Raw genomic sequence first — 20,485 nt, 5'->3', positions numbered from 1 at the left:
CCCCAAGGAGGCATCATGAACCGCATCGGAAAGGGCCTCGGGTCGCTGATACTGCTCGCCGTGCTCCTGGTCGGTATCCCCGCCGGGCTCGTGTTCTTCGCCGGCAACCCGCTGCCGTCGTGGGACGAGCTCGTGGCCGGGTTCACGATGCGCGACTACACCGGATCCTTCCTGATCGGGACGATCATGCCGATCGTCGCGTGGATCGCGTGGGCGACCTTCGCTGTCGGCTTCCTCGCCGAGCTGCCCGCGCAGCTGCGCGGTGTGCCGCGGCCTCGGATCCCCGGCCTCGGCGTCCAGCAGAAGGTCATGGGCGGTCTGCTCGCCGCAGTCATCGCGCTGTTCTCGCCTGCGGCCGCGTTCGCGTCAGAGGTACCCACGCAGCCTTCGGTGTCCATGAGCGCCTCCGTCGTCTCGGTCGCGACCACCGAGGCTGCGGCTGAGGAGGCCCCTGTCGTCGAGGCAGGCCCGCAGTACGTGGTGACGGGTACGGACACACTCGCCCGGATCGCGGAGAACACGCTGGGCGACCGCAGCCGCGCTGCGGAGATCTCCGCGCTCAACCTCGGCGTGCAGCAGGCCGATGGGGGAGCGCTGACCGCGTCGGGATGGCTGCAGGAGGGATGGGTGCTCACCCTGCCGGCAGACGCCGTCGTGCCGGCCGCAGCGGATGCCGCGGCCGCGCCTGCCAGTGCCGAAGCGGAGACGGTCACCGAGATCACCTACGAGCAGCGTGACATCGTCTCCGGCGACACCCTGTGGGACATCGCGGCCGAGGAACTCGGCGACGGTGCCCGCTACCCCGAGATCTTCGAGGCCTCGAAGGACATCGCTCAGCCTGGCGGCGGCACCATCACCGACCCGAACTGGATCTACCCCGGCCAGCAGGTCAACATCCCCGTGGCCACCGTCGTCCCCATCGCTCCGACCGACGACGCGGCGGGCACCACCGGCAGCACTGGCTCGATCGACACGGACGAGGGCGCTGCCGGCGCCGTCGACGTCGACGTCGACGAGGGTGCGGGTGCCGCGGGTGCTGGCGGCGGCGCTGACGAAGGCGCTGGCGCGTCGGGTGCGGATGCCGCGGCCGAGGACGAGGCCACGAGCGGTCTGGGGTTCACCACGGATGCCACCCAGGCGCCCGCCGACGAGGCGCCCGCCGACGAGGCTGCAGCTCCGGCCGCGGCCGTCGACGTCGACGAGGACGACACGAGCGGCATCGAGGACTACTTCCAGGTCGCCACCATCGGAGGCATCGGCGCCACACTCGCCGCCGGCCTCCTCACCCTCCTCGGGTGGCGGCGTCTCAAGCAGCGCCGCGACCGCAAGCCCCGCCAGCGGATCGCGATGCCCGACGAGACCGTGTCCTCCGTGGAGCTCGAGCTGCGCGCCGTGGAGAACCCGCTGGGTGCCGAGGCGGTCGACACAGCCCTGCGCCACCTGGCCGTGTGGGCGCAGGAAACCGGCAGCCGGCTCCCCGCGCTGTACGCCCTCCGCCTCGATGAGAGCTCGGTCGCCGTCTACCTCGACGAGCCGACCGACCTTCCGGCACCGTTCACCCAATACGACCCCGAAGACAAGCTCGCCTGGATGGTCGCGCTGACCGACCTCGAGCCTCTCGACACGGTCCCGTCCGCGCCGTACCCGGCGCTGGTCATGCTCGGCCACGACGACAACAACGGGCACATCTTCGTCGACCTCGAGCGGATCGGTGCGCTCAACGTCACCGGCGCCACCGGAGAGCTGCGCCAGGGCGTGCTCACCGCCATCGCGATCGAGCTCGCCGCGAACACCTGGTCTGAGGACGTCCAGGTCACCCTCGTCGGCGTCGGCGATCGCCTCCCGCTCGCGCTCGGCAGCGGCCGCGTGCGTCACGTCGAGGACACCGACACTCTGCTGCGCAACCTGCACGGACAGGCCGCGGCGGTCGAGGCTGCTCTCGATGAGCTCGGCGTCGACGGGCTCGAGCAGGCACGCACTACCGGAGCGGATGCGGAGGCCTGGGCGCCGGAGATCATCATCCTCGGCGACAACCCGGACGAAGCCACCCGTGAAGCCATCAGCGAGCTGGTCACCCGGATCCCGCGTGTGGGCATCGCAGCTGTCAGCGCCGGCCACCTGACAGGCAGCTGGAACCTGGCACTCACCGAGGACCGCCGAGCCCAGCTCGAGATCCCCGGCACCGGCGTCGCCATCCCGATCACCCCGCAGCTGGTCGGCGCGCGCGAGTACAACGAGATCCTCGCGCTGTTTGACGTCGCCACAGAGGGCGCCGCTACCGGCGTCGCGCTCGACGACGAACTCGAGCTCGACGAGATCCCCGCCGCCGCAGTCGAAGCCGACGAGGTCGAAGCCGAGCAGCTCCCGCTCGTCGACGAGCCCGACGTCGAAATCTCCGAGCCCATCGCCGACGAGACGGAGGCGGAGATCTCCGAGGCGGACGAGGCAGCACCCTCCGCCGTCGACGAGGAGCCGGCGGAGACCGTCACGGTCAACCTGGTCGACGAGGAGGCCGCGGCCGAGCACGACGAGCCGCTCGCGGCGATCACACCGCTGCACCGTGGGCCGTACCTGCAGCTGCTCGGACCCGTCGAGGTTCGCGGCGCGCGCGGAGAGGCGCCGGTGAACCCGAACACCGCCGCGCAGTGGCGATCAGCAATCCGCAAGGGGACCGAGCTGGTCGCGTTCTTGTCGGTGAACCCGAACGCCACCGCCGAGCAGGTACACGCCGTGTTCTGGCCCGGCCAGATCGCCTCGGGCAAGAAGGCAAACGACGACCGCAACGGGCTGACCTCCAAGACCCGCCGCTGGCTCGGACAGAACGATGACGGCGAGCTCTATGTGCCGCTCGTGACGACGGGGGAGTACCGGCTGCACGAGGACGTCCGCTCCGACTGGCAGGACTTCCTCGGTCTCATCGGTGACGAGATCTCCGACACCCCCACCGACCGGCTGCTCGCTGCGCTCGAGCTCGTCAAGGGACAGCCCATCAGCGGCGTCCCCGACAAGCGCTACGTGTTCGCCGACCGGCTGCGCAACGAGATGATCGCGACCATCGGCGACGTCGCCCATGAGGTAGCCACCCGCAGCCTGTCCACCGGCAAGGTCCGCCACGCACGCCTCGCCTCCGCGATCGGCCGGATGGTCGACCCCGTCAACGAGGTCTTCTGGCGCGACGGGCTGCGCGCCGAGCACCAGGCCGGCGACCACGCCGGCGTCGAGCGGCTGATCACCCAGCTCGAGCAGAGCCTTGCCGCCGTCGACGAGGACTACGAGCCCGAACCCGAGACGCAGAAGCTCATCACGCAGCTGCGCCAGCGGCACGCGATGGCCAGCTGATCATGACCACGACCCGCGAGGCTCCCCAGAGCGTGCGTGCGCGACGATACCCGGCGTTGCGGTACCCGCTCGCAGCTCTGGGGGGCTTCGCGCTCTCAGCGGCCCTCACAGCGCCTCTGAGCCCCGATCTGCGTCTCACGGTGGGCGGTTGGGCCATGATCGCCGTCTACGCCGCCTACGGAGCGTTCCTGACGCGCACAGACCTGCAGGAGCGTCGCCTGCCTGACACGCTCACCCTCACCCTCGCCGCGATCCTCACCGGCGCCGTCCTAGCCCTCGCTCTCACCGCCGGCGCCGGCACCGAAGCGATCGCCGCGATCAGCGGCGCGATCGGGCTCGCCATTCTGCTGGCCGCGATCGGACTGGCCGGGCAGGTCGGATTCGGGGACGTCAAGCTCGCCCTCAGCGTCGGACTGCTCACCGGCTGGCACACCTGGTACCTCCCGTTCGTGGCGATCGCGCTCGCGTACGTCCTCGCGTTCCCGCACGCGATCACCGCGGCGATCCTCAAGAGCCGCGGACGCGACACCCACGACCTCCCCTTCGGGCCATATCTGCTCGCTGCCGGCGCGGTCGTCGCGATCGCCGCGATCGTTCCCTCGTGATCTGTCTGGACAGATGCACCGCGACCGCAGAGGCCGCCTCAAGCCCACACTCATGAACCCGAAAGGGCAGCTTGTGAAAACACGGACCCGCACCTGGCGCCTCACACTGTCTGCGGTGGCCGCGGCACTCATAACCGTCAGCTCTCTCCTCGTTGCAACACCGGCGCAAGCTGCAGGCTCGTTCTCTCTGAACAATGGCCATTTCTTCGTCGCTCCGCCGGTCGTCTACCCAGGGCTGATCGCACCCGTCAGCGCGGGCCTGGGTAACAACTCGAACGCCAGCGCAGCCACCGTCACCATCACCTTCGGCATAGTGTGCAACTCCCCGGGTCGGCCAGTGGCGGAAAGCTCAGCGCAGACCATCGTCATCCCGCCGGATCCATCGCGCCCTGCGGGAGGAAGCCAGCTAACTCGGGTAGCAGCTACGGTCGCCGTCCCCACCGCCTGCACCAAACCGACCGGGCCAATTCCGCTCTCGCAGGACGGCTACTTCTGGGTCAAGATGACCCAGGCCGGGATGCCGGACCAAATGAAGATGGTTCCGATCTGGGTCGGCAAGCCGTTCACCGCAGCCAACTTCCGCGAGAACCTAGTCACCCTCACCAAGCAGAACGATCCCGACTATCAGGCCCACCATCAGCTGCCGCAGATGTATCGCGCCACGTTCGAGCAAGCAGGCCTCGCGATCGACGATCCGCGATACGGGCTCTGGTGGTGCTCGAAGGCAGGGGTTCCCACCAACCACTCGAGCCAAGCAGCGAACTACAACGCGAAATGGGAGCAGTTCTTCGCGACCACAGCGAGCCCGTCCCAAGACGAGATATTGGCCTACATGAAGTCACTCGTCGGCTTGTACGTCTACACATGCTGAACTCGGTCCTCATTCAGGCCCCTTCACGCCGGGGCTACGCCTGGGTCAACGTCAAGTCCTCGCCCCGCCTGAGCTCCGTCGATAGATCGGAGATGTTTCGCGCGCTCCAATGGGGACGGCTTGACGAGCTTCCGGTGGAACCCCGGTTCGCTCGCCAGAACAAGGGTCGGAAGTTCGGCGACCTCCTCTGGACGACTGGCCCCACGAAGATCGCCAGTGACCGATTCGTGGCCGTCCTCGAAGAATCGCGCGCCACGGGGTACTCGACGTTCCCGGTGGAGATCGAGAACCCGCCTGGCATCGTCCTGCCGCGGTATCACGGACTGGTGGTGTTCGGGCGCCCCGGTGATGATTGCTTCTCCATCATGCCGGCGGAACAGCATTGGAAGTTCGGCATAACCGGAGCCCTCCTGCGCGACCTGCGAACTGCGGGAGCCGACGACTTCGAGATCTTGGATGAATCCTCAGTCGCCGCGGCTCCCTTGCCCCGTTGACCTCCCCAGGACGAGTGAATGTCAGGCGAGTACTACAGCCCCGAAGGGGAGTACCTACGGCGCGTGCTGGATCGCCGGCGCGCGCGGCGCGAGGTCGCGGCCGCGGGCTGGTGGTCGCGTCGACGAGCGATCGGCCAGCTCCGCGAGCTCGAGCAGAGCGATGGCCTCGAGGAGGTTGCACAGCTGTGGGCGCGCGAGCTGCTGCGCACCGAGATCGCGAACGCCTGGGCCCGAACCTCCCGACACTCCAACGAGTGGCATCCGCGACTGCTCGAGCATCTTCCCGACCTCGCTGAGGAGGCCGCGGCCGAGGCGGTTCTGCAGGCCGGCGATGACGAGTTGCTCCACCCGTTACTCACCGCCGCGGCCGCGGAGCAGATCGCGCGCGAGAACGTCGACCGGGTCAGGCTCGTGGCCGACGACCCCACGATCTACCTGCTGCACACCACGACACCCGAAGGGGGCCCGATGGTCGTGCTGCAGCACGCCGCGAGCGGGCTGCGCGGCCGCTTCGCCGTCGATCCTGTCGACGGCTTCGGCGACGTGTTCTCCAAGCCCTACGACATCCCGTCGATCAACCCCAACAACCCGCACGACGACGGCAACCGATGGGAGCTGTACGCGGGTCTCGGCATCGGCCGACGCCTGTACCTCGCCGCGGGCGAGCTCCACCCGCACATCCGATGGCGCGCCGGCATCCAGAGCCCCTACGCGGCGCCGCTGCGCACCAGGCTGCACAACGCCGATCCGTACCACTGGGCAGGGCACTGCGCCTGGTGCAACGAGCGACGGATCATCTGGCGTGAAGCCGAGCCGGCAGAGTTCAGCGAGCACCCGATCACTCCGGCGCCGGCAGCGATCGAACCCCGTCTCATCGAGGTCACGACGAGCTCGAGGTAGGGGTCACCCTCCATGGATGCTCGCGCCGACGAAGACCGGGGGAGCGGGCACCATTCGCAACACGTCCTCGCGGCCGCACACCACGCACACCAGCACGCCGGGGCGATCGCGCATCACTACGCCGCAGCAGTGCGGCTGAACGCCGATCGCCAATCCGTCGTCGACCATTCCGCGACGCTACGCCTCCGGCCCGATCGCGCGGGCCATCTCTCCACAGATGACCTTTCCTGGGTCTAAGTTTTGTGGCACAATACCTGTATGGGGATCGAGTGGCCGAAGTCAGCTGACAAGCACGACATTCCCCACGCCGATGCGCTCTACGCCATGCAGAACGCGATCTACACGAGCACCAAGGTCAAGATCAACGAGGGCGACTCCCGCAACCAGCGTCGCGTCTTCGTCGGCCCGCAACACGCGCAGACCGATCGGCTGATCGAAGTGCTCATTGAACTCAAGCCCGGCGGCAACTTCGTCGTCTACCACGTCATGCCGCTGGGCGCCTACTACCGCCGACAGATGGAGGAGGAGAACGGATGACCCTCAGCAAGAAGGACCAGGAGCGCTACGCCACCCTCGCCGCGCTCGAGGAACAGCCCACCGGCACGTCGACGCCGGGGGAGAGCGCCCACGGCGCCGACGCCGCAGCCATCGGGCAGCAGATGCTCCTCGACGCCCTCGGAAGCACGCAGGCCGTCGCGCGAGCGGTCGGTGGACGGCCCCGCGTGGGAGGGACGGCAGCAGGCGCCGGCTCCTCCCCGACGATCCGCACCCGCGTCACCCCGACCCGCAAGCGCGAGGTCGACCAGCTGCGCGCCCAACTGGGGATGAAGAGCGACTCCGACGTCGTCCGGGCAGCACTCGACGAGTACGTGCAACGGCATCTGCAGGCCAGCGCATGAGCCGCCGGGGACCGCTCGAGGCCGAGCTGTACGAGCAGTTCATCGACCAAGGCCTGGACGGGATGAGCGCTGAGATCATGTCATCCGAGATCGCGGCCGACTCTGGCGAGCGGGTCTCGGAGTACGAGCGCGTCGATGTCGGAGACACCGACTAAGGTCCGCGCCATGCGTGTCATTGGGACCATCCGCAGCACCGCCACCGAGCGGATCACCGTCGAGGCGAGCAGCTACCAGGAGGCGCGCGAGCTGCTTGAGACACAGATCCCCGAAGGCCACGAGCTCATCGCCATCCGCACAGACACAGACGCCGACACCTGACCATGGACACACTCGCCACCGACCCGATCCCTGCAGCTCACGCGCGAAGCGCCTGGGCCGCAGGGATCGAGCCCCTGCGCGAAGCATTCCCCCTCCACGCCGACAGGCTCATCCGCGCGATCGCCTACTCACACATCGAGCCCCTCCCCACCCCGATCTTCATCGTCGGCGGAACACCATCGACAAGAGACACCCTTGCCGATGCGCTCGCCGAGCTCGCCGGTGAAGTCGAACGACCACGCATCGACCCACTCACGTTCGCCGGGATCCGCCGTGCCGTAGTCCCCAACAAGCCACTCGTCCTCAACAGCGCCCCCCACGTCAGCCCCCGCTCTCCCCTTAGCGGGCTCGACGAGATCGAGGTAGAGAGCTTCATCTCGTTCTCAACCCCACTCAGCAAAGCATCCGCCCTGATCGTCGCCAGCTCTCAGACAATCCAGCCACTCAGCGCGAATCGCTCCATCACGATCGAGCTGCCCCAGAGACCGCGCAGCGTTCAACCGCTACGCGCCATGGCGAGCGAACCTGCAGCCGCCGGCCGACGCATCATCGCGAGCTACCTGCAACAGAGCACACGCCACCTGGACCTCAACGAGCACGCGATCAACATCGCCCGCCATCCCGACTACGACAAGCCCCGCCGCCTCGGCGCAGCGTTCTACCTCGGCGACACGATCCTGCGCTCCCTCGGGCTCGACACCCCAGCTGCCCCGGCGACCTCATGGCTCAGCCCAGACGACCAGATCGTCTGGGCTCTGCGCGATGCCGTCAGGTATCTCCTCGCAAACGGCGGAGAACTCGCCGACAACGCCAGCGACAGCAAGGAATGGGTGATCGGCCGTGCCGATCGCGACTACCTGTACATCCGGCCAACCGAGGCGCTGCCATTCATCCGAGCCGCCCACGGCGACCCGAATCTCAGTATCAAAGCAATCACCGCGGCGCTGCGGCGCCTGTACCTGATCACATCCAAGACCGGGACTGTGAGCGTGCGGATCGGTGGGGAACCGACCCGCGTCTGGAAGATCCCCACCGACCGCGAGCTCTAACGCGACACGCCGAACAGCAGGGCGGGATCTCTCCCCGACGGGGCCAAAGAGCCCCTCTCGAAGCGACGCCGTCGATATCCCCACGGATCCCGTGCGAACGTAGACGTAACGGGAACCTGCCCCGCCACGCGCATCGGTACACTTTTGAGGTGTACCAACGAATAAGCCATTGATCTGGGGTTTTGCTTCTCGCGGTACACCTGTGATCTGGCAAGGTGTACCAGCAATTTTTGACTCTTGACCAGGCTATTTTCCGTCTCCGGTACACCTGGTACACCTTTTCAGCGCAAGCCCTCACACATGCGCGCCCGCGCGAGGCGAGAAAGGTGTACCAACGGCGATGTCGAACTTTTTCCGGGAACCGATGTCCGCGAAGGGTCCGAGGTTGGGCCTATACCTGACATGGGCGAGAAGACACGGCGGCGGGACACTTCGCGGCAATCCGTGATTCTGATTCAGGATCGTGCTAGAACGGGGACATGCCAGCGACAGCTAACAAGCCGGGACGCCGCAACTACGGCCCTCGTGCGACGAGCACCGTGCGGTACCCGCAGGCGTATCAACCGATTCTTGAGCGCCTCGCCGAGGAAGCAGGAATCCCTCTCAGCAGCTGGCTCGCGCTGGCTGTTTCCAAGCAGGCCGGCCTCGAGATCCCTGACTACGTCCAGGACGAGCTCAAGAAGGCCGAGCATGAGCGTGCTATCCGTGCGACAGAACAGGAGCTTGAGTTGCCACGATCGGCATAAACGACTCGACCCCCTCTGGTCTGCAAACCATCGGGGGTCTTGAGTGCTTTTGGGTCACAGCCTCCTGCAAGAGGCTGATCAGATTTCTGATGCTGCATCAGAGTTCGTCAGTTAGGACGTTCATGATTATAGCCGCGATATTGCGGATGTCTAGCGTTGGTGTGGCCGTCGTGTCGCACCCGCTGGGCGATGCAGCGTGCACCCGAGGGGGTGTGCTGCAGCGATGACGCTTGAGTACACCGGCACGGCGACGGCTACGAACTCCATGGACCGCGTTCTCGAGGCGCTCGAGCGCGGTGGGTGGAAGCCTCGCCGCAACGGGAGCCAGCACATGGCGCTGTGCCCCGTGCACGGTGACGCGATGCCGTCGCTGAGCATCCGTTACGACCGGGCCGGCGGCAAGGTGATGATGCACTGCTTCGGCTGCGGTGATGCCTTCGACCTCCGTGACGTGTGCGGCGCGATCGGCCTGACCGTCAGTGACCTGTTCGACGCGCCACTGCCCGCCGACCGCCGCACCAGTCAGCGCACCCCGAGGGCGAAGCGGCCTTCGCTGCCCCCGCGGCTGACGCAGGATGAGCTCGCCCCCAAGACCCCGGACCTGACGGGCGCGACGTGGCGCCAGGTGAAGGTCTACGAGTACGTCGACGACAACGGCGTCGTCCTGCAGCGGGTCCACCGCGAAGAGACCACCCTGGACGGGCAGCGGCACAAGCGGTTCACCCAGAGCTACCGTGGCGCCAATGGCCGATGGGTCAAGCGCAAGCCGGAAGGCTTCGCCCCCCTGCTCTACAACCTCGCCGCGATCCGCGCAGCGGTCGCCGCCGGCGGGGATGTGTGGCTGCTCGAGGGGGAGAAGGACGCCGACAGCGCGATCGCCGAGGGCCTGGCCGCGACCACCAATGCCGGCGGCGCTACGGCTTTCCCCGCCGAGCTGCTCGAGCACTTCCGGGGCGCCTCGGTCAACCTGGTCGTCGACAACGATCCCGCCGGCGCACAGCGTGCTGCGGGTGTCGGTGCGCAGCTGGCCGAGCTCGGCATCCCGGCGCGGATCTTCCTGCCCAACCTCGACGATCGCAAGTCGGACTTCACAGACCACATGGACGCTGGTGGGACGGTCGCGACGCTCGTCGAGATCACCGTCGACGACGCCCGTGCGATCGTCGCCGCGGCCGAGGCCGACAAGCTCGTGCACGGGCGCACCGGCGTTGCGGTGTGCCTCAAGGAAGCGACCGCGCAGCTCGAGCAGAGCCAGCAGGACCGGGCGACTTCCGAGCAGCACGCCGAGGCGTGGGCGCGGGAGTCCCTCAACCGCCTCGAGCGGATCAAAGCGATCGACCCTGTCCTGACCCCGGAGCAGCTCGGCGATCGCGGCCGCACCGCCCTGCAGGAGTACGCGGCCGCGGTCGCCGAGGGTGCGCGGATCTCCCGTGACACCTACATCGTCGCGGGCCTCGACGTGCCCCAGGCGGTCGCTTCGTCGATCGTCGCGATCCGTCCCGACGTCGAGGAGCAGCCGCCGGCTGAGACCGTCGAGATCACCCCTGCCGCACCCCGCACGCAGACCGGCAGCGGAGGCGGCAACGGGGGAGTGTTCTTCGGGAACGACAACCCCGAGGACCAGCCCGAGAAGCGCCCGTTCATCCAGGGCAACCACTACGACGTCGTCGAGGGGCAGACCGTGCTCATCAAGCACACCCCTGGCGACGAGGACGACAAGTACTTCCGAGTCATGCGCGGGTGGGCGGAGGTTCAGACCGTCGCCATCGAGGACGACGGCACCGACAATGAGATCGCCCGACCCCCGCACCTGTACGTGATCAAGTTCTCCCGGTGGGTTCCGAACGACCGCGGCTACCCGACCCGCGACCCGGACACGGGCCAGTTCAAGACCGAGTCGGTCACCCTGAAGTACACCGAAGACCAGATCCGCGACGGGTCATGGTCAAAGGCGATGCCCTGGCCGGGGTTCCTCGAGTCGAACAGCCGCCGCGGCGCGGATCAGGCGTGGGATGCGATGAACGCGATCAAACCGCCGCGGAACAACAGCATCGTCCACACCACGGTCGGATGGCGCACCGCCGAAACCGGCGACTACTTCGTACACGCCGCAGGCGCGATCGCCAAGGGCGGCGCGGTCGACGTCGACGTGGACGTGGCAAAGACCTCCGACATCTATGCAATGCCCGCCCCCACCACAGACCGCGACGCGCTGCGTCAGGCATGGATCGACGGCACCGTGGCGCTGCGCGAATCTGAGCTCCCGGCCCGCGTGATCGCCCCCCTGCTCGGCCACTCCTGGACCGCCCCGGTCCTGCCCGGCCCGATCCTGCTGCACCTGGTGGGCGGGTTCGCGTCCTACAAGACCTCCCACAGCCGTCTGGCCGTGCAGTACTTCGCACCGAACCTCACCCACAACACCAAGGGCCTGATCTCCGGCGCTGCCGGCGGATCCACCGCGATCGGCCTGCAGCGCACCCTCTCCGCGATCAGCAACGTCCCGGTGATTGTCGATGACTTCGCCCCGGACGGCAACGCCAGCGACGCGATCCGCCGCATCAGCACCCTCGGCCGCACCGTGTTCAACGGCATCGGACGCATCCGCGGCAAGCAGCGCGGCGGCGCCGAGGCCGACCGTCCGATCCTTGCCAGCATCATCACGTCCGGCGAGTTGTCCGCCCAGGGCTCCGCCGACTCCCGCATCGTCAACCTGCCGTTGGACCCCGCCACTCTCAAGAACGGCGGTGAGATCTTCGGGCGCCTCGAGTCCCGCCGTGCCCGCCACGCCCGCGCCCTCATCGGCTCCTCACTCGTGCAGTGGACCGCGGCGCGGCGGCAGCAGCTCGTCGACGACTTCACCGAGGCCGAGGAGGACAGCGAGCACCGCCTGTGCACGCAGGCCTACTGGCGTAAGACCATCCCCAGCCAGAACGGGCACGCTGGCCTCCACGACCGCCTCGTGCAATCCGCTGTGGTCCTGGATCGCGGCATCGTGATCATGCTGATGATGCTCCGCGACCTCGACGTCATCACCGCCGAAGAGGCCAAGGACTTCTACGCCTGGGCGCGTGCCGGCATCGCCGAGGCGATCAGCCTGCAGGACTCGTCCGCATCCGACCCCGCCGAGCAGCTGATGGAGTATCTGCGCGAGGCGATCGCCAACGGCAACGCCCACCTGGCCGGCATGGATGGTGCAGTCCCCGAAGACGCGAGCTCGCTGGGATGGACCGACCATTCCACCGGCATGCACCCGCAGTGGCGCCCCAACGGCCAGCGGGTCGGCATCATCCGCGACCAGCGCCTCTACCTGTTCCCGACCACCGCAGTCGCCGTCGCCCGCCAGATGTCGCAGCGCGCCGACGAAGCATTCAGCGACACCAAGACCTCGCTGTCCTCGTCGATGCTCTCCCACGGGTGGCTCCTCGTCGACGGCGCCGGCAAGCGCAGCGTCGTCCGTCGCACCGGACGCTCGATGCAGCACCGCGTGTGGGACATTCCGCTGTCAGCCCTCACCGGCAGCAACCCCGATGAGCCCTCCGGTGGACCCACCAGCGGAGACGGGGGAGCAGGCCCGGACGACTCGCCCGTGGACTTCCCGGCGCTGTTCGACGCCTCGACCGTCGACGAAGCGCCCACGCCCACTCAGCCGGCGGAGCAGACCCCGCAGTCGGCGCCGCCGGCCCCGGCCGAGCCCGAGCCCGAGCCCGAGCCCGAGCCCGAGCAGCCTGCAGCTGCAGATTCCCCCGTCCCGACCGCGCCCGCACGTCCGAGCACCACGACGTCGGCCGAGGACTTCCGTGCACCGCTGGGCGTGCTCCACACGGACGGGCTCTGGCTGTCCACGGGTGAGCTGATCACCATCCGCGGTCAGCTCGAGCACGCCGGCCAGCTCGCGCAGCTGGCCACGGACCTGAACCTGGGCACCCGCATCAACCAGGGCACGAACGGTGCACGCAAGACCGAGCGCGGCCAGATCTACCTCACGATGGAAGCCGCCCTCGCGCTTGGCCTCCCGCTGGACACCCTGCCCGAATCCACCGACTCCGACTACGGCAAGCTGCTGCGCGAGGCCACCAAGGGGCACCCGTTCATCACCCTGGCGACCGAGGCCGGATTCTCGCTCAGCGGTGACGGCTCCATGACCGGCAGCATCGACGTGTGGCGCGAGGACAACCGCGGCATCGGTGCGCACATCGCGCTCCTGCCCGCCCAGGACTTCCGCTTCATCAGCACGATCCTCGACGGCGACCCGGACCCGGCCACGATCGCCCGCCGCCTGGGCAAGTTCACCGCGGCGCTCAAGTTCCCTTACCGCAGCAGCGCTGGCACTACCGGCACCAAGCTCATGCGCGCACTGCTGCCCCGCGACAAGCACGACGAGATCTACTACCCGCAGGACCGGCCTGCGCCCGTCAAGGACCAGATGATGGCCGAGGGCGACTTCAACTGGCAGCGCAAGCTCTTCGGCGACGAGATCGAGCAGAAGTGGGCGCATGGGTTCGACCGGGGCGGTTCCTACCTCGCCGCTGCAAGCACCGAGGTCGGCGTCGGCGCGCCCACCCACTACGACGGGCCGCTGCAGTTCACCAAGGCCACGAACAAGCCCGGCTACTGGCTGATCACCGCCCCCGAACCGGGCAGCTGGCTCATGCCCGACATCTTCGCCGCGCAGGGCATCGTCCGCGAAGGGTTCGCCGGCTCTCAGATCTGGGTCAGCACACCCACCCTCGAGCTCGCGAGCGAAATGGGCCTCGAGCTCGAGATCCACGAAGCCTGGCTGTGGGATCGCAAGGCCAAGGTCTTCGAGGCCTGGTACAAGCGCATCCGCGACGCCCGCACCACCCTCGACACCACCGACGTCGACGACCAGGCCGCCCGCGACCTGCTCAAGATCGTCTACGCCGCCGCGATCGGCATGCTCGACTACCGCGGCGACCACGACACCCTCGCCGTGTGGGCCCCGCACCGCCACGACATGATCGTCGCCAAGTCCCGCGCCAACATCATCCGCCGCGTCCTCGCCAACGCCGAGCGCACCGGCCGGTGGCCCGTCGCGATCGAGAAGGACACCGTCGTCTACACCAGCGACCACATCGACCCGCTCGAGGCCTGGCCGGGAGACCCCTCCTGGTTCGGCCGCGGCCTGGGGCAGTACAAGTACGAAGGATCCGACCCGCTCGCGCATCACGCCGAGTTCCTCAACGGTGACGGCTCCTACAAGGGCAAGAAGTACCTCGAGGAGCTGATCTGATGGCACTGAGCAAGGTCGCCCAAGCCCGCCAGATGAAAGCGATGTTCGAGGGCCTCACCGGGCAGAAGATCCCCGACTACACCGCCGAGCACCCCGACACCCGCGCCATGCTCCGGTTCCTCTTCCCTGGCAAGAGCGACCGCTTCCCGATCGCGACCGGCCTCGCCGCCAAGAAGCTCGGTGTCTCCCAGGGCACCGTCCAGCGCTGGATCCGCGGCGCGCAGAACCCGCGTGCCGTGATCACCAAGGAGATCACCAAGCGCGTCCGCCAGTCCGTGACCACCCAGCGCGGCCGCGGGCAGCTCGCCAAGCGCGTACAGGCGCAGCTCCCCACCCGGCAGCGCACCATCCGCATCAACGCCCTGCAGGGCCCCTCCTCCGACCCCAACGACAAGAAGTACGTCGCCGAGCGGTTCAGCAACCTCGACATGTCCCCGTTCGAGCAGCAGCAGCTCTACGACGCATGGGTGCAGGGCGGCGACGCCGGCGCAACCGACTACCTCACCGGCATCTACGACACCCGCTACGTCGACGGCTGGCAGTTCCACGGCATCAAGGGCGTCGAGTGGCGCTGATACCGCCGGCCTCCGCGAGACGAACCACCCCTCCCACTGCGTAGCTCCCACCCGCGCCGTTGCTCGAATCCGTCGACCGGCGCGATACGCTCTATGTAGTGAATGTCACGCTTTTATCAGGCGTGACCGGACTGACGATCAGAGAGAGGACCAGCCGATGGCAGCCACCATGCCCGAGCTCGTCGACTACGCCTACATCGCCGAGAAGCTCAACGTCTCTCAGCAGACCGTGCGCGTCTACGCCACCGGCACCAAGCAGCGCAAAGAAGGGTTCCCCAAGTCCGCGCTCCCCGAGGGCGCACGCTCGCCGCTGTTCCACAAGAAGGACGCCGACGCCTTCATCAAGCGGCGCCTCGAGGAGACCGCCGGCAACACCGAGCAGGAGGAAGCCGCGAAGCAGGCCTACGCCGAGCTCGGCCGCGAGATCAACCTGCGCAGCCGCGAGCAGCTGCAGAGCGCCCTCTTCGACGAGCTCGGCCTGCCGAAGACAGAAAACCTCTCCGTCTCCACCCCGGCGCTCAAGAAGCTGTACGACGAGACCGGCTCAGCCTTCGTCGGGCACGTTCTCCGGTTCCGCGGAAAATAGGCCGCAGCGACAGCACGGGCACCCGCGCGTCGTTGACCACGACTGCCGCCGTCGCCTATGCTGTGAATGTCACATTCACTAGGTAGGAGGTTGGTCATGGACGTCTCGTCGACCTACACCGACCCTGCCCCGCTCTGGTTCACCCCCGAAAGCGCCAACGTCGAAGCACTCGAGAAGGCCTGGGGAGCCCGCAAGCTCGGCCAAGTCATGGGCGCCGCCCTCGGCAGCTTCAACCGACTCGGCCACGTCGACGCTGGCACCGCCTCCGAGACATTCGGCGTCTCCGAGGGCACCATCCGCCGATGGATCCGTGACGGCGTCCCACCGCGCCGGATCGGACACGTCATCAGCCTCGTCCGCCCCCCACAGGGCGCCTTCGAGCAGGAGCGGAAAGATCTCGTCTACGCCCGCAGCGCAGTGACCAAGATCTCATCCGACCCCAAGAACGCCGTCGCGCTGTGGGGATACAAGGGGTACCTCGAGCAGTGGGATCTCGCAGTCATCAAGATCAAGGACATGCCGGTCCTCACCGTCCGCATGGCCCGCACCGACCGCGATCGCGCCGCCGACAAGCGCCTCACCGCCGGCGGCAAGCTCGTGGAGATCTCGACCTTCCCGAGCTACTGGGCCGCGGTCGTCGCCCGCAGCGAGCTCCTCGAAGACGTCTACCCCTACCGGGTCCAGCTGCGTAACACCAAGCTCGCCAGCGGCGCCGGCAAAGCCTTCCTCGACGAAGCCCCCCGAAAGCCGCTGCGCTCCTACCGGAAGCAGGCACGCACAACCGTCCGCAAGACCACCGCGGCTGAGGCCAGGGGGTGACCGCCGGATGCTCGCACAGATCCCCATCGACCTCCCCGACGATCACGAGCTGCTCGCCGTCGCCACGATCGCGCTCGACGCGGCAGGGGAGTACAGCCTGAGCATCCACAACATCGTCGACGCCTCGATCAGGATGACTCCCACACAGCAGGCCAACGCGCTGCGGATCCTCGCTACCGGCGCCGAAGCCGAAGCGGTCGGCAGAGAGGACATCCCATGAGCGAACGGATGCTCGTCGCGCTCGCGGGCCTCGTCGCGCTCGCGGGTCTCGCCGCGGGCGGCGCGATCTTCGCCCCGCTCACCGGGATGCCCTGGGCTGATGCTCTCCTCGCTCCCGGCATCTTCCTCGCCGCGATGGCCATGATCATCGGTGTGTGGTTCCTCGTCCTGCACATCATGTGGCGCGCGGACCCAATCTGGGAAGCTGGCGGCGCGATCGCCATCGACGACAGTCACAACCTCACCCTCTCCGCGAAGAGGTTCCTCCGACCCGCCGAGCCGGTCACCACCGTCAATCTCGACCAGGCCACCGTTGCGACCTGGTACATCAGCCCGTTCAGCAGATCCGGCACGCTCAGGATCCAGCTGTGGGACCACGATCCGCAGATCACCTTCGGGATCTTCGGTCTCACGCCCCAGGCCGGCGCGGAGCCGCTCGTCGAGATCTCCACCCGCATCCTCGACGCCTCACCCACCGCCACGGCGCGCCTGCAGTACTACCTCGAGCACCGCATCGACGCCGGCACCCTGGACTGCAACTTCACCCCTCACAACTTCCAGCCCATCCCCGAGCTCCTGCCTCCCCTTGAGCCAGGCGTCACGTTCAGCGCAGACGGCCGCGAGATCCGCTACCGCAGGCCCGACCCCGACCCCGACGAGACATCATGAACGGCCTGCATGTCGCCGAGGGCGTAGACCTCCCGCTCGAGCTCATCACCAGCTCCAACGGCATCCTGGCCAAGAAGGGTGCAGGCAAGACCAGCGCAGCCGTCGTGCTGCTCGAGGAGATGCACCAGGTGGGCGTGCCCGTCATCGTCGTCGACCCCAAGGGCGACTGGTACGGCATCCGCACGTCGGTAGACGGGGATCGGCCAGGATTGCCGATCCCTGTGCTCGGCGGGCGTCACGGTGACGTCCCGCTCGACTCCACCGCCGGCGAGCTCGTCGCGGACCTGCTCGTCGACCAGAAGCTCTCCGCCATCCTCGACGTCAGCGAGTTCACCAAAGCCGAGCTGCGGCGCTTCCTCAGAGCGTTCGGCGATCGCTTCTACCGCCGTGCCGATCGCACCCCCACACATTTCTTCCTCGAGGAGTGCCACGAGTACCTGCCGCAGCAGGTCCGCGGTGAGAACGCTGCGCTCGTCGAGACCTGGCAGCGCATCGTCAAGCAGGGCCGATTCAAGGGCCTCGGGATCACGATGGCCTCCCAGCGCAGCGCAGCGGTCAACAAGGACGTCCTCACCCAGATCGACAACCTGTTCGTGCTGCGCACCACCGCACCGCAGGACCGCGACGCGATCAAGGCGTGGATCGACGTGCACGCCGACTCCAAGAGCATCCTCGCCGACCTGCCCACGCTGCAGACCGGCGAATGCTGGCTCTGGCAGCCCGAGCGCGGCGAGCCTCTCAAGTTCCGCTTCCGCATGCGCCACACCTTCGACGCCGGCACCACACCGCGTATCGGCGAGATCGCGTCCTCGCCCACCCGAACCACGCTCGCCGACGTCGACCTCGACGCGATCGCCGCGGCGATCACCCCCCAGCGAGAGACCAGCAGCGACGACGCCGCACACCTGCGCGCCGAGAACATCAGACTGCGCCGTGAGCTCGCAGCCGCGACGTCGGCGCCGCCGCGCGAGAGGATCGTCGAGATCCCCGTCCCCGCCCCCGTCGACGCCGCCACGATCGACGCCCTCCGCCGCGCGATCGCCGACCTCTCGGCCGCGGTCGACCAGCTCGCCGCCGATCCTCCCGCCGGCCCCACGCCGCGCGCTGTGCGCGCGGTTCCCCCAACCACGAAGCCAAAGACATCTCCGGCCGAAGAACCGGCCTCGACGAACGGCACCAAGGCAGACGCGCCAGCGCTGCGCAGCGGCGCGCAGCGGATGATCCTCGCCCTCGGCCGCATGGCACCGCTACGCCTCACCAAGAGCCAGTGGGGGACCGTCGCCCGCCTCAAGACCACCGGCGGAACCTGGTCTACCTACCTCTCCGACATCCGCCGCGCCGGCTTCCTCGACGAGAACACAGCCGGCTACACCCTCACCGACGCCGGCTTCGACTACCTCGGCGGTCGCCCCGACCCCCTCACCCCACGCGAGCTCCAAGACCACTACCGCTCCGTCCTCCGCCGCGGCGCAGCCGCGATGCTCGACGCGCTGATCAACGCCTACCCCGACAGCCTCAGCAGGGAAGACCTCGGCGCCGCGGCCGACATCGCCACGACCGGCGGCACCTTCTCCACCTACCTCTCCGACCTCACCCGCAACGGTCTCGCCCGCAAGACCGACACCGGCCTGGTCGCCACCGACATCCTCATGAACGGTGCCGAGCTCGAGCACGCGACATCCTCGCCAGGTGTCTGAGACCGGAGATACGCTGCAACGATGTGCGGGCGCTTCGCGATGGACTCACGGGTGAACGAAGAGATCACCGATTTCGTCACGCGCACCGGCCGCAAGCCCGAGGACTGGCGCGCCGACTGGGAAGCCAACTACAACATCGCACCGACACAGCGGATCCCCATGCTCATCGACTCCGCGAAAACCGGCGAGCTCCGCTTCGAGCAGGCGCACTGGTCCCTCGTGCCGGCATGGAGCGACACCCTCAAGCTCAAGTACCCGACGTTCAACGCCCGCGCCGAGACGCTGACCAGCAAGAGCACCTGGCGTAAGCCGCTGCAGACCCAACGAGCGATCATCCTCGCTCGCGGATTCTACGAGTGGACGGGGGAGAAGGGCTCCAAGCAGCCCTGGTTCATCCACGACCCGCACAGCGAGCTCCTCGGCCTCGCCGGTCTCTACTCCTGGTGGCCCGACCGCACCAAGCCTGACGACGACCCCGACCGCTGGGTGCTCACCGCGACCATCGTCACATCGGATGCCGTGCAGACCCTCGCTGGCATCCACGATCGCAACCCCGTCATCCTCCCCGAGCACATGTGGCTGCACTGGCTCGATCCGTCCCTCGTCGGCGACCAGGGCCTCGTCGACGAGGCCGTGCACGCCGGCGTCGCCGAGGCATCCGGCCTCGAGTTCGACGCCGTCGCCCCGTTCGGCATCCGTGCCAACGGTCCCGAGCTCCTCGAGCCCCTGCCGCAGTAAGCCCCATGACATCCGCACCGACCTACTGGCACGGCGGCTGCCCAGGACTCGAGATCGGCACTCGACTGCTCAGCCCACGCGACGCCGCGGCCGCCGGCCTGCGGATCCCGTACACACCCCGAGAGCGCCCCGAGCTCGGCATCGTCTCACGCACCGACCGCGTCTACTTCTCCACCAACCAGGACTTCGCCCGCGCCTTCGCATTCCAGACCGAGATCACCACACCCTCCGGCACGCTCACATCCCGCGGCACCCTCTACGCCGTCGCCCCCACCGGCCCGGTCGACGAAGATCCCGACTTCGCCGGCCACAACGTCTCCTGGCGCGCGCCCGGCGCCATCATCACCGAGATCGTCGAGACCAACGTCCTCATGCGCACCCGAGACGCCACCCGCGCCATCGGCAGCTACGCCAGCTGGGACGACGGCAGGCCGATGTACCTCGAGGACGGCCGACTCTGCGTCACCTGGCAGATGGAGAGCCACGGCATCACCCAGGCCACCGTCGACGAGATCGTGCGCCCGTGGACTCCCGTCGAAACCGCACTCGAGCGCATCCACGCGGCCACCACCCGCAACCGCCACACCCGCTGACGCGGGGGAGCAGCCGACCGCGATCCGAGGCGTCGGCCGAGCGCAGCGAGCCGGCGCCGGGCCCTGCCACGACAAACAGCACCCACGACCGCGGCCGGCTCGCCGGCTGCCCGAGGC

General features: G+C 68.1%; 21 protein-coding genes. 20 read left to right on the top strand and 1 reads right to left on the bottom strand.

Annotated features, from left to right (window positions below; all coding sequences use genetic code 11):
- Positions 1-15 precede the first annotated feature (15 nt).
- From AC3ENX_RS13110 to AC3ENX_RS13090, 5 genes are all read left to right on the top strand, one after another.
- On the top strand, positions 16-3,339 hold the full coding sequence (locus tag AC3ENX_RS13110) for a LysM peptidoglycan-binding domain-containing protein (RefSeq protein WP_251448570.1): 3,324 nt from the start codon (positions 16-18) through the stop codon (positions 3,337-3,339).
- Between the two features lie 2 nt (positions 3,340-3,341).
- On the top strand, positions 3,342-3,944 hold the full coding sequence (locus AC3ENX_RS13105; protein ID WP_062635310.1) for a prepilin peptidase: 603 nt from the start codon (positions 3,342-3,344) through the stop codon (positions 3,942-3,944).
- Between the two features lie 115 nt (positions 3,945-4,059).
- Positions 4,060-4,815 (top strand): hypothetical protein, encoded by a 756-nt coding sequence (locus AC3ENX_RS13100; protein WP_251448573.1) that lies wholly within the window; start codon positions 4,060-4,062, stop codon positions 4,813-4,815.
- A complete protein-coding gene (locus tag AC3ENX_RS13095; RefSeq protein WP_062635313.1) occupies positions 4,809-5,309 on the top strand; it encodes a hypothetical protein in 501 nt (166 codons plus the stop codon). Before AC3ENX_RS13100 ends, AC3ENX_RS13095 begins: the two co-directional genes overlap by 7 nt.
- Positions 5,310-5,327: 18 nt before the next feature.
- Positions 5,328-6,209, top strand: a complete 882-nt coding sequence (locus AC3ENX_RS13090; protein ID WP_062635315.1) for a hypothetical protein — start codon at positions 5,328-5,330, stop codon at positions 6,207-6,209.
- 3 nt (positions 6,210-6,212) lie between these two features.
- On the opposite strand, the gene AC3ENX_RS13085 is transcribed toward AC3ENX_RS13090, so the two are convergent.
- The gene (locus AC3ENX_RS13085) at positions 6,213-6,377 is read right to left on the bottom strand and encodes a hypothetical protein (protein ID WP_157523972.1); all 165 of its coding nucleotides are present in this window, start codon (positions 6,375-6,377) and stop codon (positions 6,213-6,215) included.
- 90 nt (positions 6,378-6,467) lie between these two features.
- Here AC3ENX_RS13085 and AC3ENX_RS13080 point away from each other — a divergent pair, with 90 nt between their 5' ends.
- The 15 genes from AC3ENX_RS13080 (at position 6,468) to AC3ENX_RS13010 (ending at position 20,368) form a co-directional block, all read left to right on the top strand.
- Entirely contained in the window at positions 6,468-6,746 is a 279-nt protein-coding gene (locus AC3ENX_RS13080) for a hypothetical protein (protein ID WP_062635317.1), read from the top strand.
- Positions 6,743-7,108, top strand: a complete 366-nt coding sequence (locus tag AC3ENX_RS13075; RefSeq protein ID WP_062635320.1) for a hypothetical protein — start codon at positions 6,743-6,745, stop codon at positions 7,106-7,108. The genes AC3ENX_RS13080 and AC3ENX_RS13075 overlap by 4 nt, the downstream gene beginning before the upstream one ends.
- Positions 7,105-7,263: a hypothetical protein gene (locus tag AC3ENX_RS13070; protein WP_157523974.1), complete on the top strand. Its 159-nt coding sequence runs from the start codon at positions 7,105-7,107 to the stop codon at positions 7,261-7,263. The genes AC3ENX_RS13075 and AC3ENX_RS13070 overlap by 4 nt, the downstream gene beginning before the upstream one ends.
- A 10-nt stretch (positions 7,264-7,273) precedes the next feature.
- Positions 7,274-7,426 carry a hypothetical protein gene (locus AC3ENX_RS13065; protein ID WP_197462131.1) on the top strand — a complete coding sequence of 51 codons (153 nt, stop codon included), beginning with the start codon at positions 7,274-7,276 and terminating at the stop codon, positions 7,424-7,426.
- 2 nt (positions 7,427-7,428) lie between these two features.
- Positions 7,429-8,475: a hypothetical protein gene (locus AC3ENX_RS13060; protein ID WP_062635321.1), complete on the top strand. Its 1,047-nt coding sequence runs from the start codon at positions 7,429-7,431 to the stop codon at positions 8,473-8,475.
- 479 nt (positions 8,476-8,954) lie between these two features.
- Complete coding sequence (locus tag AC3ENX_RS13055; protein WP_157523976.1) at positions 8,955-9,221, top strand: hypothetical protein; 267 nt, start codon at positions 8,955-8,957, stop codon at positions 9,219-9,221.
- A 265-nt stretch (positions 9,222-9,486) separates the two neighbouring features.
- Positions 9,487-14,472 (top strand): CHC2 zinc finger domain-containing protein, encoded by a 4,986-nt coding sequence (locus tag AC3ENX_RS13050; protein WP_488184915.1) that lies wholly within the window; start codon positions 9,487-9,489, stop codon positions 14,470-14,472.
- Positions 14,472-15,047, top strand: coding sequence for a DUF1804 family protein (locus AC3ENX_RS13045; RefSeq protein ID WP_251448581.1), 576 nt, complete (start codon positions 14,472-14,474; stop codon positions 15,045-15,047). The genes AC3ENX_RS13050 and AC3ENX_RS13045 overlap by 1 nt, the downstream gene beginning before the upstream one ends.
- A 157-nt stretch (positions 15,048-15,204) precedes the next feature.
- A complete protein-coding gene (locus tag AC3ENX_RS13040; protein ID WP_062635328.1) occupies positions 15,205-15,633 on the top strand; it encodes a hypothetical protein in 429 nt (142 codons plus the stop codon).
- 96 nt (positions 15,634-15,729) lie between these two features.
- Positions 15,730-16,452: a hypothetical protein gene (locus tag AC3ENX_RS13035; protein WP_062635330.1), complete on the top strand. Its 723-nt coding sequence runs from the start codon at positions 15,730-15,732 to the stop codon at positions 16,450-16,452.
- 7 nt (positions 16,453-16,459) lie between these two features.
- Positions 16,460-16,672, top strand: a complete 213-nt coding sequence (locus AC3ENX_RS13030; protein WP_062635331.1) for a hypothetical protein — start codon at positions 16,460-16,462, stop codon at positions 16,670-16,672.
- Positions 16,669-17,340 (top strand): hypothetical protein, encoded by a 672-nt coding sequence (locus AC3ENX_RS13025; protein ID WP_062635333.1) that lies wholly within the window; start codon positions 16,669-16,671, stop codon positions 17,338-17,340. The genes AC3ENX_RS13030 and AC3ENX_RS13025 overlap by 4 nt, the downstream gene beginning before the upstream one ends.
- Positions 17,337-19,037, top strand: a complete 1,701-nt coding sequence (locus AC3ENX_RS13020; protein ID WP_251448585.1) for an ATP-binding protein — start codon at positions 17,337-17,339, stop codon at positions 19,035-19,037. The genes AC3ENX_RS13025 and AC3ENX_RS13020 overlap by 4 nt, the downstream gene beginning before the upstream one ends.
- A gap of 21 nt (positions 19,038-19,058) precedes the next feature.
- A complete protein-coding gene (locus AC3ENX_RS13015; RefSeq protein ID WP_285814521.1) occupies positions 19,059-19,775 on the top strand; it encodes an SOS response-associated peptidase in 717 nt (238 codons plus the stop codon).
- Positions 19,776-19,780: 5 nt separating this feature from the next.
- Entirely contained in the window at positions 19,781-20,368 is a 588-nt protein-coding gene (locus tag AC3ENX_RS13010; RefSeq protein WP_251448588.1) for a hypothetical protein, read from the top strand.
- Positions 20,369-20,485: the final 117 nt, after the last annotated feature.

It is taken from the genome of Microbacterium sp. bgisy189, from assembly GCF_057707225.1.
Note: the sequence above shows the minus strand (reverse complement) of the source record. Positions and strands in the feature narration are given on the sequence as shown.

Coding starts and splice junctions, on each gene's coding strand:
- AC3ENX_RS13030 (WP_062635331.1), top strand. CDS start 16,460: ATGCTCGCACAGATCCCCATCGACCTCCCCGACGATCACGAGCTGCTC.
- AC3ENX_RS13015 (WP_285814521.1), top strand. CDS start 19,059: ATGTGCGGGCGCTTCGCGATGGACTCACGGGTGAACGAAGAGATCACC.
- AC3ENX_RS13035 (WP_062635330.1), top strand. CDS start 15,730: ATGGACGTCTCGTCGACCTACACCGACCCTGCCCCGCTCTGGTTCACC.
- AC3ENX_RS13020 (WP_251448585.1), top strand. CDS start 17,337: ATGAACGGCCTGCATGTCGCCGAGGGCGTAGACCTCCCGCTCGAGCTC.
- AC3ENX_RS13065 (WP_197462131.1), top strand. CDS start 7,274: ATGCGTGTCATTGGGACCATCCGCAGCACCGCCACCGAGCGGATCACC.
- AC3ENX_RS13025 (WP_062635333.1), top strand. CDS start 16,669: ATGAGCGAACGGATGCTCGTCGCGCTCGCGGGCCTCGTCGCGCTCGCG.
- AC3ENX_RS13070 (WP_157523974.1), top strand. CDS start 7,105: ATGAGCCGCCGGGGACCGCTCGAGGCCGAGCTGTACGAGCAGTTCATC.
- AC3ENX_RS13060 (WP_062635321.1), top strand. CDS start 7,429: ATGGACACACTCGCCACCGACCCGATCCCTGCAGCTCACGCGCGAAGC.
- AC3ENX_RS13055 (WP_157523976.1), top strand. CDS start 8,955: ATGCCAGCGACAGCTAACAAGCCGGGACGCCGCAACTACGGCCCTCGT.
- AC3ENX_RS13110 (WP_251448570.1), top strand. CDS start 16: ATGAACCGCATCGGAAAGGGCCTCGGGTCGCTGATACTGCTCGCCGTG.
- AC3ENX_RS13105 (WP_062635310.1), top strand. CDS start 3,342: ATGACCACGACCCGCGAGGCTCCCCAGAGCGTGCGTGCGCGACGATAC.
- AC3ENX_RS13040 (WP_062635328.1), top strand. CDS start 15,205: ATGGCAGCCACCATGCCCGAGCTCGTCGACTACGCCTACATCGCCGAG.
- AC3ENX_RS13085 (WP_157523972.1), bottom strand. CDS start 6,377: ATGGTCGACGACGGATTGGCGATCGGCGTTCAGCCGCACTGCTGCGGC.
- AC3ENX_RS13095 (WP_062635313.1), top strand. CDS start 4,809: ATGCTGAACTCGGTCCTCATTCAGGCCCCTTCACGCCGGGGCTACGCC.
- AC3ENX_RS13080 (WP_062635317.1), top strand. CDS start 6,468: ATGGGGATCGAGTGGCCGAAGTCAGCTGACAAGCACGACATTCCCCAC.
- AC3ENX_RS13050 (WP_488184915.1), top strand. CDS start 9,487: ATGGACCGCGTTCTCGAGGCGCTCGAGCGCGGTGGGTGGAAGCCTCGC.
- AC3ENX_RS13045 (WP_251448581.1), top strand. CDS start 14,472: ATGGCACTGAGCAAGGTCGCCCAAGCCCGCCAGATGAAAGCGATGTTC.
- AC3ENX_RS13090 (WP_062635315.1), top strand. CDS start 5,328: ATGTCAGGCGAGTACTACAGCCCCGAAGGGGAGTACCTACGGCGCGTG.
- AC3ENX_RS13075 (WP_062635320.1), top strand. CDS start 6,743: ATGACCCTCAGCAAGAAGGACCAGGAGCGCTACGCCACCCTCGCCGCG.
- AC3ENX_RS13010 (WP_251448588.1), top strand. CDS start 19,781: ATGACATCCGCACCGACCTACTGGCACGGCGGCTGCCCAGGACTCGAG.